8 protein-coding genes are annotated in these 12,624 nt (G+C 66.1%); 5 read left to right on the forward strand and 3 right to left on the reverse strand.

All coding sequences use genetic code 11. From position 1 onward, the window contains the following. Positions 1 to 246 precede the first annotated feature (246 nt). Positions 247 to 2,256, forward strand: coding sequence for a polyprenyl synthetase family protein (locus ABZ803_RS14090; RefSeq protein ID WP_357036955.1), 2,010 nt, complete (start codon positions 247 to 249; stop codon positions 2,254 to 2,256). A 66-nt stretch (positions 2,257 to 2,322) separates the two neighbouring features. On the opposite strand, the gene ABZ803_RS14095 is transcribed toward ABZ803_RS14090, so the two are convergent. Continuing rightward, on the reverse strand, positions 2,323 to 3,129 hold the full coding sequence (locus ABZ803_RS14095; RefSeq protein ID WP_357036958.1) for a hypothetical protein: 807 nt from the start codon (positions 3,127 to 3,129) through the stop codon (positions 2,323 to 2,325). Positions 3,130 to 3,137: 8 nt separating this feature from the next. Next, the gene (locus ABZ803_RS14100; protein WP_357036961.1) at positions 3,138 to 3,743 is read right to left on the reverse strand and encodes an ABC transporter ATP-binding protein; all 606 of its coding nucleotides are present in this window, start codon (positions 3,741 to 3,743) and stop codon (positions 3,138 to 3,140) included. 185 nt (positions 3,744 to 3,928) lie between these two features. On the opposite strand from ABZ803_RS14100, the gene ABZ803_RS14105 reads away from it, so the two are divergent. The 3 genes from ABZ803_RS14105 to ABZ803_RS14115 all read left to right on the forward strand — a co-directional run bounded on the left by ABZ803_RS14105 (position 3,929) and on the right by ABZ803_RS14115 (position 10,781). Continuing rightward, complete coding sequence (locus ABZ803_RS14105) at positions 3,929 to 8,074, forward strand: TIR domain-containing protein (RefSeq protein WP_357036964.1); 4,146 nt, start codon at positions 3,929 to 3,931, stop codon at positions 8,072 to 8,074. A 243-nt stretch (positions 8,075 to 8,317) separates the two neighbouring features. Next, positions 8,318 to 9,052, forward strand: a complete 735-nt coding sequence (locus ABZ803_RS14110) for a hypothetical protein (RefSeq protein ID WP_357036967.1) — start codon at positions 8,318 to 8,320, stop codon at positions 9,050 to 9,052. Between the two features lie 925 nt (positions 9,053 to 9,977). Beyond that, positions 9,978 to 10,781, forward strand: coding sequence for a dienelactone hydrolase family protein (locus ABZ803_RS14115; protein WP_357036970.1), 804 nt, complete (start codon positions 9,978 to 9,980; stop codon positions 10,779 to 10,781). 283 nt (positions 10,782 to 11,064) lie between these two features. Here ABZ803_RS14115 and ABZ803_RS14120 read toward each other — a convergent pair whose 3' ends face one another. Beyond that, positions 11,065 to 11,991 carry a zinc-binding alcohol dehydrogenase family protein gene (locus tag ABZ803_RS14120; RefSeq protein ID WP_357036973.1) on the reverse strand — a complete coding sequence of 309 codons (927 nt, stop codon included), beginning with the start codon at positions 11,989 to 11,991 and terminating at the stop codon, positions 11,065 to 11,067. 80 nt (positions 11,992 to 12,071) lie between these two features. On the opposite strand from ABZ803_RS14120, the gene ABZ803_RS14125 reads away from it, so the two are divergent. Next, positions 12,072 to 12,524 carry a MarR family transcriptional regulator gene (locus ABZ803_RS14125; protein ID WP_357036976.1) on the forward strand — a complete coding sequence of 151 codons (453 nt, stop codon included), beginning with the start codon at positions 12,072 to 12,074 and terminating at the stop codon, positions 12,522 to 12,524. Positions 12,525 to 12,624 lie beyond the last annotated feature (100 nt).

Raw genomic sequence — 12,624 nt, forward strand, 5'->3', positions numbered from 1 at the left:
GTCTTCGATCGAGTGGATTCGGGCAGGTGCCGGTGAGCTCCGGCCATCGAGCGGCACGGTCCGCCGCGGCGCTGGCGGCATCGAGGCGGTCGCGCGCACACTGCCGATGTCCGGCCGAGCCGTACCGCGACTGCGGAGCAGGCATCAATTTTGGCCGATCCCAACATCTTTCGCGTCGAGTGGTGTCGAATTGCCATTGATCGGCGGTGTTCTGGATGACCGATGCAACCAGTCAGGAGTGCCCGCGTGCCACGTGAAATTGATTCGGCTGTCTTCCCCCATCTGGACGCGGACCTGGACCGTGTCCGTGACGTACTCGGACCCGTTCGGCTGGAGGGTAGGCCTGAACTGGCCGCGCTCACAGACGAAGGGCCGGACACCTCTCGCCGCCTGGTCCGCCCCACGTTGACCCTGTTGTCGTACTACCTGCTCACCGATCCCGCGGCCCCGGCCGACGACCGGGTGGTGCGGGCCGCCGCTGCCGTCGAGCTGCTGCATCTGGGCTCGCTCTACCACGACGACGTCATCGATCACGCATACGAGCGTCGAGGCCGTCCCAGTGCCAATGTGGTGTGGGGTTCGCATATGGCTGTGCTGGGTGGGGACTCCGTCATGCTCACGAGTGTGCGCATGCTGGCCGAACTCGGTCGGCGCGAGGTCCTCGCGGGGGCAATCGCCGGTGAGCAGATGTGCGCGGGCATGGTGATCGAGGCCGCCGACCTCTACGTGGCCTCCCGCAGCGAGCAGTCCTACCTGGACGCGATCGACGGCAAGACGGCGGCGGTGCTCTCGCTGGCATGCCGGGTGGGCGCGATGCAGGCCGGCCGGCCCGACGATCAGCACGAGGCGGCGGCCCAGTTCGGCCGGTACTTCGGGCTGGCCTACCAGCTGTATGACGACATCCTCGATCTGACCTCCACCGCCGAGGAAATGGGCAAGCCCGTCAACGCGGACCTGTCCGCGGGCATTTACACACTGCCCGTGATCCGCGCGGCCGCCCGCGACCGAAGTCTTGCTCGCCTGTTGCAGAGCAGAATGACGCTCGAGCAAGCTGCGCGTGCCCGCGAGCTCGTCATCGCCTGCGGCGCCGTGGACGAAGCACAGGCGGTGGCCGACGAGTTCATGGACCGGGCCGCCGGTCAGCTCGCCACTCTGCCCGTCGACCCGCGCGCTCGCCGCGCGCTAACCGGCTACGCCCGGTCCATCCTCGACCGGCGAGCTTCCGGTCCCTCGGTCCCCCAGCGGTCGACGCAGCCACCTCGAACTCATGGCAATGGGCTTTCGCCGCAACTCGCGCGATGGTTGCGGAACTGGCTGGTGGACACCGGCCTTGCCGTCTCCTCCGCCGAGGCGGACTACCACCGGTGGACAGGGGCGATCCGGATCCCTGCGCACACGTTGGCCCCAGCAGCGAATGCGGTCCGTGAACAGACCGCCTACGCGATGGCCGTGCTGGTCCTCGCATGGGATGACCTTTTCGAGGATCCGCAGCTGACGGACCCGGAAGCCGTGACCGCGTTGCGACGTGGCATGGTGGCAACGCTGCGCCAGGACCCGGAGAAACCGTGGCGGCCCGGCGCGATTCCGACGGCGTGGGCGAGCATATGGCCGCGGCTGCGCGAGGGCCGGACCATCCGCTGGCAGAAGCGGTTCCTCGACGGCATCGAGGAGTGGTTCGAAGCCGCCGAACGCGAAGCGCACCATCGCATCAGTGGCTACATCCCTTCCACGGCCGACTACCTGCCGATGCGGATGTCGACCAGTGGGATCGAAACCGCCATCGCCTGCATGGAGGTGTACCACGACCGGGAACTACCGCCGTCGCTGCGCGAACACCCCGTCATCCGCCGTCTCGAGGAACTCGCCTTCTGGGTCACCTTCGTGGAGAACGACCTGGTGGGACTGGATCAGGACGAGGCAGACCGAGTTCCCTACAACCTGGTGCGGGCGGTCCATCACGAAACCGGCTGCACTCGCGACGAAGCCGTGGACCAGGTGCGGCGCCAAGTAGCGGATCAGCGCGCTCAGCTCGAGGCGGTGATCCACTACGTCCCCGCGCTCCTGCGTGTTCTTCCCGGCCTATCGGGTCAGGGGAAGGAATACGCGGAGATGTATGTGAACATCACGAGCGTGGGGCTCTGGGGGCGTGAGAGCGATCGGTACACGCACACCTCCGCTACCACAGCGCCGGATCTCGAACGATTGCGCCGCGAGGTCTACCTCCCGGCCGCCGAACCGGCGCCTACCGCGTCGTAAGCCCCGCACCCGGCCGAACAGAGTGATGTCCCGCGCCTCCACCGTGTGGTCGCGCGGGACGCCTCCTCAGTGCTTCGCAGATTGCCCGGACCCCATCGGGCCGGGGATGCGCATCCACATCGTGGGTCGAAGAGAGGAGCGGGTGCGCCGATGGAAAGCGATCAGTCCGACGAGGGCGCTCGCGATGAACCAGGCCAGTTGCACGGCGAAACCCGTCATCGGCGTGGCGTCGGAGAAACCGGCCGTGGTCGAAGCCTGCATTGCCCCATAAGAGGGCAGCCAGCGCACGAACTCGCTGTCGGCCCCAGCACTGGCGATGGGGTTCTGCACGGCCATATCGAAACAGCTGATCATCGCGATGGCGAACATCCCCTCCACCTCGCGGCGCAGCAGTGCGCCGAGGGCCACACCCAACGCCCCATAAGTCATCGCCGAGCCGAAAAGCGCCGCAGCGAGCAGGACTGGCTGCCGCGGCGACCAGTAGCAGCAAATGACCGCGGTGGCGTACCCGCAAACCACCACCGAGGCCACCACCAGGCAGGCGATCTTCGCCGAACCCAGCGCCGCTCGGGGGTACCCGGCCATCGACAGACGCCGGTCGAATGCGCCACTGCTGAAAGTGGCCGCGAACATCATGAAACCTATGATCAGCGAGACCGCCATCAGGGCGCCGCTGACCTGAGCGAGTTCATTACCGTTGGCGCGCAGAACCAGACCGGTGTCTCGAAGCCGGAACGGCACCTCGATGTCCGTGACGGCCACGCGGACCACGGTGATCAATATGGGGAGGAAGACGGCCACCAACAGCATGGCGAACCGGTTGCGAGCATGCTCGATGAGAGCGAAGCGCGTGGCGATCACGAACAGCCGCACACCATCATTCATTCGGCCTGCTCCTGTCCGTCTCGTAAGACGCCGTCGCGCAACCGCCACACCTTATCGAGCTTGCCGGTGTCGTGAGCCAGATGCGAGACAACCAGAACCGACCGTCCGGTGTCACGGAACTCCGCGACCAGATCCCAGAAACGCAGATACGTCTCCCAGTCGAAACCCTGATACGGCTCATCCAGCAGCAAGACCTGCGGATCATGCATCACCGCGAGCGTCAAATTGAGCTTTTGCCGCGTGCCGCCGCTGAGCGTCCCGACCCGCTCACCGGCATACTCGGAGAAACGCAAGATCTCCATGGTCTCCTCGGCGCGTCGCAGGTCCGGGATCGCATAGGCCGCGGCGAAGAAGTTCAGGTGCTGACGCACCGTGAAGGCGTCGTTCAGGATTACCTGCTGAGGGCAGTAACCGAACCGCCCACGGTGCCGGACCATCCCCCGGTCCGGTCGCAGCCCTCCGGACAAAACCTTCAACAGCGTCGACTTACCGGCCCCGTTCTCCCCGACGATGCCCACCAGCGTCCCCGCAGGCAACACAATGTCGATGCCACGCAGCACCGACCGTCTGCCGTATGAGTAGTGGACGTCCTCCACCTCCATCAACGCCCCATTCCCGCCGCCGATCCAGTGACCCGACAGCGGCTCGAATATTATCAATCGACGACGAAACCCCCTGCCGGGGAGCCGATTGCGTGACATCGGTACCTTCGGCGCGGAAGGTGCTCCGATTCGGCGTGCGGTAACGTTGACCAGCGCGAGATGGTCTGTCCATCAAGGGGGGCGTGATGACGCGGCTGTTCCTGAGTCATTCGAGTCGGAACAGTGTGCAGGCTGTCGCGCTGTTGCGATGGCTGGTCGAGCAACGCCCCGCGTTGGCGGGCAACATCTTTTTGGATCTCGACGAGCAATCCGGGATCGCTCAGGGTGTCCGTTGGCGAGATGCCCTCCGCAGGGGATTGGCACGCTGCGAAGCGGTGATCTGCTTGACCTCGCGGGATTGGCACACCTCGACCGAATGCGTTGCCGAGTACCTGACGGCGGTGAATCTCGGCAAGCGGATCTACTGCGCCCGGCTGGAACCGTTCACCGATCCGGATCCGACCCGTGAATGGCAACGGTGCGACCTGTTCGGCGACGGTCCGGTCACCGAGATCCCGGTCGATGGGCAACTCGAGCCGGTGCGAATGCGCACCGAAGGCTTGCGCCGATTGTTGGACGGCCTGGGCGACGCAGGGATCGGTGCCGAAAACTTTCCGTGGCCGCCCGCCGGCGAGCCGGACCGGTCGCCATACCGGGGCTGGCGCCCCTTCGATGCCGTGGACGCCGCCGTGTACTTCGGACGCGAGGTGCAGGTCATGGCGGGTCTGGAACATCTGCGGCGGATGCGGTCGATCGGCGCCGAGTCGATGTTCGTGGTGCTGGGAGCGTCGGGGACGGGGAAATCGTCGTTTCTGCGCGCGGGATTGTTGCCGCGGCTGGCTCGGGAGGATCGGCACTTTCTCGTACTGGACATCATGCGGCCGGAACGTCGAGCGCTCACCGGTGCTCACGGCCTGGCCGCGGTCATCTACGCCACCCGAACTCGTCTCGGGTTGACCACTCCGACACTCGGGGAGATCAAATCCGCGTTGCCCGATGTCGATCGCGCACGTGAGTGGCTCGTCCAGATGCAGCATGCGGCGCGAGACAGGTGGCCGTCCGACGACGTCGATACACCCCTGCCGACGTTGTTGCTACCCGTCGATCAAGCCGAAGAGCTGTTCGTCGCCGACGCCGGGGCGCAGGGCGAGCAATTCTTGACGCTACTGGGCACGCTGCTCGCCGTACCGGACGAGGTGGGCACACCGCACGTGTCGATGAAGGCGGCGGTCACCATCCGTACCGATCGCTATGAGCAGCTACAGAATGCCGTGCAGATGAAGACGGTGCCGCGATTCGTCTTCGACGCGCTCGAGCCGTTGCCGCGGACCCAGTTCAAGGAGGTCATCACCGGGCCGGCGGCTCGTGCCGACGACAGTGCGGCACTGCGCGTCGAACCGGACTTGGTGGATCGGCTCCTGGCCGACGGTGATCACGGCGCCGACACCCTGCCGCTGCTGGCACTGACGCTGTCGCGACTCTACGACGACTATGCCGCGAGCGGAACGCTGACTGTCGAGAATTACAACGCGATGGGCGGTATCGACCGGGTCGTCCACACCGAGGTCGAATCGCTGCTGTCCACCGACCCGCGGATACGACAGCGGCAGTTGGAGGTGTTGCGCTCGGCGTTCATCCCCGCGTTGGCGACCATAGATCCCGACAACGATCAGCCGATGCGTCGCATCGCTCGCTGGGACGAACTCCCCGAGGAGGCGCACGAGCTGATCGAGGGGTTCGTGGACAAACGGTTGCTGGTCAAGGACCGCCGCGACGGCGAGGTAGTCGTCGAGGTTGCACTGGAAAGTTTACTGCGGCAGTGGGATTCGTTGGCCGGATGGCTCCGTGCGCAGGCCGATGACCTCAAGGCCGCCGACCGCCTCGAACGTGCTCTCGAAGGCTGGAAGCGCAACGGTCGTGACCAGTCCTGGCTGCTGGAAGGGACCCGGCTGGCCGAAGCCGAAACGCTCTCGGCCAAAACGGAGTATCAGCGACGCCTCCAGCCCGCCCGTGAATTTCTTCTCGCGTCGCGCCGTCGGCAACAAGATCGCCTCACGGCATTGCGGCGCCGGGCTCGAGCGCTGGCGGCGTTGCTGGTCGTCGCCATCGTGGTGGCGGGATTGGCCGGAGCGGGGTTCTGGCAAGCCGATACCGAGAGTAAACGGGCGGAGGCCGCGAGCACCCGGGCCGAGGCGCGCGCCCGCGAGGCGGTCGGGCGACAGTTGATCGCGGAAGCGCAGGCCATGTTCGAGCAGAGCCGGTCCGGTGGCGATATTCGAGCTGTTCAACAAATTCTCGCGGCACACGCCCTGGCACCGAGCCCCGAGACAGCGGGCGCTATCGTCGGTGCGCTCTATGAGCGGCGACAGACGGCCAAAATCGTCGACACCGGGTCGGAAGTCTGGGATGTGGTGTTCAGTCCTGATGGGCGCCGGGTGGTCACAGGCGATCTCGATTTACGATTGCGGTCGTGGGATGCCCGTTCCGGTGAACTGGTCGGGGAGCCGCGGCAGATCCTCACACGTCCCCTCGTGGTTCAATTCAAACGGCTCAGCCCCGACGGGCGCCGGGCCGTCACCGGCCAGTTGGGCGGGCCGATGCGATTGTGGGATGTCGAATCCGGACAACCGGCCGGGCAGCCGCTGAATGTCGATATCGGCATATTGGGCGATGTGGCTGTCAGCCCGGACGGGCGGCGAGTCGTCACCGGCGATCAGGACGGCGCCGTGCGGTTGTGGGACGCCGAGTCCGGCCGGCCGATCGGGCAGCCGATGACCGGCCACACCAACGCGGTAGCCAGCGTGATGTTCAGCCCGGACGGGCATCGGGTGGTCTCCGGCAGTCTCGACAGGACCGTGCGGCTGTGGGACGCCGAGTCCCGCCTCCCGATCGGGCAGCCGATGACCGGCCACACCGACATCGTGCAGAGCGTGGCATTCAGTCCGGATGGGCGTCGCGTCGTTTCTGGGGGCTCCGATGGGACGGCGCGTTTGTGGGATGTCGAGTCGAGCCGATCGATCGGGCGACCGCTGAGCGGTCATGCCGACTATGTGTCGAGTCTGGCGTTCAGTCCTGATGGGCGGTGGGTTGTAACCGGTGATTACGGCGGGATCATGCGTTTGTGGGATGTCGGGACAGGGCGATTGATCGGGGAGCCTCTGCTCGGCCACACCGGAGGCGTCATGAATATCGCGTTCAGCCCGGATGGCAGGCGAATCGTTTCCGGCAGCCTCGATAAAACGGTCCGGATATGGGACGTCGGGGCGTGGTATCTGATCGGGCAGCCGATGACCGGCCACAGCGACATGGTGAAGAGTGTGGCCTTCAGTCCGGATGGTAGACGTATCGCCTCGGGCAGCTCCGACGGGACAGTACGGCTGTGGGATATCGAATCCGGGCAATCGCTGGGAGAGCCGCTGATCGGCCATACCGGTGCCGTCGAACGCGTGGTCTTCAGTCCCGACGGCAGGAAAATCGTCTCGGTCAGTTTCGACAAGACGATGCGATTGTGGGATGTCGACGCGGGGCGGCCGATCGGGGAACCGCTCACCGGCATCGACAACGCCGTGCCGAACGCAGTTTTCACTCCGGACGGTAAACGCGTCATCTCCGCTTCCGACAAGAAGTTGCTGTTCTGGGATGCCGAGTCCGGCAGGAGGATTCGGGAACTGCCGATCGAAGACGAGGTCGGCACGGCGAATGCGGTCTTCAGTTCGGACGGCACGCGAGTCGCGACCGACTGGGGCGGAACCGTGCGGTTATGGGATGTCGAATCCGGGCGCGAGATCGAAGAACTGCCGGGCAGCGGCAGCGCCCCTGTGGGCAGCATGGCATTCAGTCCCGACGGGAAGCGGTTCGCCACCGGTGGCCACGACGGGATGGTGCGGTCGTGGGATATCGAGTCCGCACAACCGCTCGGCCAACCGACGATCGGCCACAACGACATCGTGAAGAGCGTGGCCTTCAGCCCAGACGGTAAGCGAATCGTCTCCGGCAGCCGCGACAGGACGGTGCGGTTGTGGGACACCGAGTCCGGACAACTGCTCGGCAATCCGATGATCGGCCATACCAGCGACATAGCCAGCGTGGCGTTCAGCCCGGACGGGACGCTGGTCGCCTCCGGAAGTTGGGACACGATGGTGCGAGTATGGCCTGCCTACGAAGGCGATCCCGAGAAGCTGTGCGCCAAGCTCACTTTCAATATGAGCGTTCGGAGTTGGAGTGACCGGGTGCGCATACCGAACCAGCCCTACATCGAACTCTGCCCCGGACTGCCGATCAGCCCGACCTGAGGACGCACGCGGGCCGGCAGCCGATGTCCGCCGCAGCGAGCGCGCATCGGAGGCGCGCCGAGTTCGCCCCAGGAGTGGTCAGGGTCCGAACGCCGCAGCGCTGACGCAGGTCGAGCAGCCCCTTGCGGTACCGTCGGGGAGCTTCCCGATGAGCGCTCCGGCCGTGAAAGTAGACGCCGATCGTCGTGATGTGCCTCATCCCGGCGTCGAAGCTGACATCGAACACGGACCAGGAGAACGATATTGGCGAAGCTACACCGACCAGGGCGTCCCGAGGATCTGCCGGAGGCGCGGCTGCTGTGGGCGCGGTGGGCGGCGGTAGCGGTCGCTACCTACGATCGCGACGAAGAGCTCGAGCCGCAGCAGCATCGTGCGGGATATTGGATCGACGATGACGGCCTGCACTGGGACGACTGCGGTTGTACCTGGTGGGTGCTGAAGTGGTACGGCGACGGCCGTGCCGTGCTCGTCGGAGAGGACGAATCGAGCCGGGTCAAGGGGTACGAGCCCGCCATCGACCTGCTGGCCGGAGCACCGGAATGGTTACCTCGGCGCTACCTGCAGGACCTGATCGATGACTACATGGTCGGCTGTATCTACTGGTTCGACGAGGGGGCGTGGAACCGGGCCCCCTACCCCGGCGATCTGGCCGACGACGGGCTCGACTGTGGCATCTCGGCCCTGACGACCCGGGCCGGCGCCGTCGGCGAGATCGCCGAACGGCTGGAGTTCGACAACACCGACACCGGTATGCCGGAGTTGTGTGATCAACTGCTCGCCGACGCCGAGCGCGGCGCTGTCACCGAGACCGTGCTTCGATCCTTCGCCGAGACGATGGTGCGGTTGAAAGTACAGCACTACCCCGAAGACGATCCCCGACCACGCACCGACAACGACCTCACCGCCATGTTCGCCCTGGCCGCGCGTGCCGGTCTCGACACGGCCATCTGGACCGGCGCGCTCGGCACCCGAAGCTGAACCGGACGGCCCCTGCGGCAGCCCTGCACTCCTCCCCCTCCCCCAGCCAGGGCCACCCGGCGTGCCCGAGGCCCCTCAGTGGTTTCCTATTGAGGGAGAATATGGACGTGAGCGACGCAATCAGCGATAAGTGGAAACATCAGCTCGAACTACCAGCGGTCATGGCACCGACGGGTGCAGTGGCACTCGTCGGCTGCTAGTTCGATGTCGGAGCGAGAAGTGCCGGGACGGGAATCCTCGACAGGTCCCGGCGGGCAGAGCTTCGACGAGGAACTGCTGCGCAGGAAGTCGGAAGAAGGAAGCAAGGCTGTGGAGACCCCCGGAGACGGCACGTCGAACGTCACCCGACTACCGCGTCGCCCGCGGCGCGTGGCGGAAGAGGCCGGCGAGCGTCTCCAGAAGACTTGGCGCTCGGAAGGTGGCTCCGTCTACGATCCCGCACCGACCAAGCCCGTACTGCGATCGGAACTGCAGCGGGAGACAGGCTGGTGGCCGGTCGACCCAGGCGCGGGGCGGCACCCCGCCCCCGTGAATGATCCGGGCAGCGCCGAGCCCGAGGGGAATGTCGTCGATCTCGACGCGCTGCGGCGGAAACGAGCTGGTGACGACGCGCCGGCCGCCGGCACCCGGCGCATGGTCAAACCGCGGCGAATCGAGAAGAGTGCGGGCGAGGGATCAGGCACCGAAGGTGAGCCCGGCGGGAATCCCGATTCTCCATGGGTGGACGGACCGGCTGGGCCACGCTGAACCTCAGAGTTGACATATGCCCTCTCCGGTCGGCTACGGTGTGAGGCGATGACTACCGGGACGGCGATGCGCCACACACGGATTGGCTACCCGGCGCTGTTCTGAACGCCGCGCGGGCCGCTGTCGGCCGGTTTGACGATCGAGGCTTCTGCGGTATTGCGCGGGCTCCGCCTTCGTCGTGTTGATCACAAGACATCAACCACGACAGAAGGATTCAACGATGACTGCAACGCATGGTGCGCCGGTCGAAGTGCAGACACCCGATGGCGTCGCCGACGCATATCTCGCTTACCCCGACGATGGTGCCGCCCATCCGGGAGTACTGGTGATTCAGGACGGTTTCGGACTGCGGCCCAGCCTGCGGAGGCTGGCTGATCGTATTGCCGCCCACGGCTACACCGTCCTGCTTCCGAACGCCTATTACCGGCACGGGCGGGCACCGGTAATCGAGTTGCCGGACTTGATCGACCCGGCGGAGCGGCCGGAGATCTTCCAGCAGGTCTTCCCGATGATCCTCGAGCTGACACCGGAGCGTCTGCGTTCCGATGCCGGCGCTTACCTCGAGTGGCTGGCAGCCTCGCCGCGTGTCTCCGAGGGGAAGGTCGGCGTCACCGGCTACTGCATGGGGGCGCGGCTGGCGGTGCTGGTCGCTGCCATGTTCCCCGATCGGGTTGCGGCGGTGGCCGGCTTCCATGGCGGCCCGCTCGTCACCGATACCTCGGACAGTCCGCATCTTGTCGTCGGAAACATCAGCGCGGAGCTGTATTTCGCCCACGCCGGCGAGGACGACCATATGACTCCCGAACACATCGAGCAGTTCGACAAGGCACTCGCCGCCGCTGGCGTCCGCTACCGCACCGAGGTCTACGAAGGGGCACAACACGGCTACACCCAGGCCGACACCTCTGCCCACGACCTCGAAGCTTCCGAACGGCACTACCGCGAACTACTGGCCCTGTTCGACCGCAATCTGCGCCAGTAGCAACCCGGATGCGGAGCCGGCCATGCACTCCTTGCGGCAATCGCTGTCCACCGGGGCATGGGATTGGTCGAAAGCGCTGACAGCGGACACCGCGTGCTGTCTCGGGGCGAACTGCCCGAGGCAGCACCGTGTCAGCTCGGATGCCGGCCGGCTGCACTTCTACGCCCAACTACGCCGCCATGCGAGGCCTGGCCAGAACCCGCGCAACCGTGGCTTCCGGAGGCAACCCATGTGCCCTCGGGGCGGACTCTCCGTGCGTCGGTGGATACGGGCTGACCTCGTGTCAGGGGAGGTAGACGATGCGGTCCTCCGTCTCCGCGCTCCACGTCTCGGTGATCCGAGCGAGGGGCACAGGACGCGCCTGCACGTCGATCGCACCGGTGTGCACCGCGACGGCGAGTTCCGGAAGCTCCGCGAGGATGTCGCGGGAGGAGACCGAGCCGATCCCGCTGCCGCAGATCTGTAGCCGGGATGCGCGCAGCAGCGCGGAGTGGAGGGGACTCGTCTGGCCGGCGACGGATCCGATCTGAATCCAGTCCAGCGGGGCGGAGCGGTCGCGGCGTGCGGTGATCATCGCGGTCATCGCACGGGCCGAAGGTTCTCCCCACACGTAGTCGAGGACGACGTCGACGTCGGCGGCGCGGTCGGTCTGCTCGAACGTCACCGTCTCATCCGCGCCGAGATCGTGCAGCGCGGCGAGCCGGGAAACATTGCGTCCGGCGGCGATCACGTATGCGGCACCGAATTGCTTCGCTATCTGCACGGCCATGCGTCCAGCGCTACCGGTGGCACCCAGAACGAGGACGCGCTGCCCCTCTTGGAACGCGATGCGGCGGCGCAGGGCGACCCACGACGACATCGCCGGGTTCATCGCGGCGGCGATGTGCACCGGGTCGACGTCGCCCGGTAGTACCACGCTGCGACGGGGATCGATCACCGTCTGTTCGGCGAACATGCCCAGGTCACTGTCGTCCAGCACCGCGTACCTGAGGTTTCCGTGCCGGTCGCGCACGACGCCGTCGACGCCGGGAACGAACGGGAGCCTGCCGGTGCTGCTGTAGTGCGTGCCGTTCGCCCGAGCCCTGACCAGGTGGTGCAAACCGGCCGCGAGAACGTCCACGACCATCTCGTTCTCCCCCTCGGCGACCGGGGCGGGGTACTCGCCGTATCGGGGTGGAGCGTCGAAGCTGGAGACAACGGCGGCGTGCATGGCGACTCCCAGGGTTGTTTGTATTACCAACTAATTGGAGTTTGATTGGTAATGCAAACTATGTCAAGTACGATCACGGCATGAGACCTGACGATGCGCTCGAGGATGCCCTCGTTCGGACGTCCTTCCGGGTGATGGCCGTGCTCACCCGCATCGGTTCGGAGCACGACCTGTCCCTCACGCAGTTGCGGCTACTCGGCTTTCTGCGCGACCGCCGGCCGCGGATGACCGATCTGGCGGTGTTCCTCGGGCTGGACAAGTCGACGATGTCCGGTCTCGTCGAGCGGGCCGAGCGCCGAGGCCTCGTGGCACGAGGCAAATCGCCGGAGGATCGCCGGGTGGTCGATGTGTTCATCACTCCAACGGGCAGCGAACTCGTCGAACGGCTGCAAGAAGAGATCCGCGCGGCCCTGGCCCCCTACACCGACCGGCTATGTGCCGACGATCGCCACGCACTCACGCAGCTGCTCGCCTCCCTTTCCGGTACCCCGCCAGAGAACCGCGGGAAAGAAGGGTCGACGAACGCCTTGTGAGTCCACCGAGGACCGGCTATCCATGGGCGCGCTTTCCAGGCGCACCGAAAGGGGGCAGCCCAATCGGACCGCCCCTCGGCTCCGTTTCCCACCCGGTGGA

It is taken from the genome of Nocardia sp. NPDC047648, from assembly GCF_040642815.1.
GTDB lineage: Bacteria > Actinomycetota > Actinomycetes > Mycobacteriales > Mycobacteriaceae > Nocardia > Nocardia gamkensis.

Excerpts from the sequence above, each read along its gene's own strand:
- ABZ803_RS14100 (WP_357036961.1), bottom strand. The coding sequence starts at position 3,743 with ATGGAGGTGGAGGACGTCCACTACTCATACGGCAGACGGTCGGTGCTG.
- ABZ803_RS14105 (WP_357036964.1), top strand. The coding sequence starts at position 3,929 with ATGACGCGGCTGTTCCTGAGTCATTCGAGTCGGAACAGTGTGCAGGCT.
- ABZ803_RS14125 (WP_357036976.1), top strand. The coding sequence starts at position 12,072 with ATGAGACCTGACGATGCGCTCGAGGATGCCCTCGTTCGGACGTCCTTC.
- ABZ803_RS14120 (WP_357036973.1), bottom strand. The coding sequence starts at position 11,991 with ATGCACGCCGCCGTTGTCTCCAGCTTCGACGCTCCACCCCGATACGGC.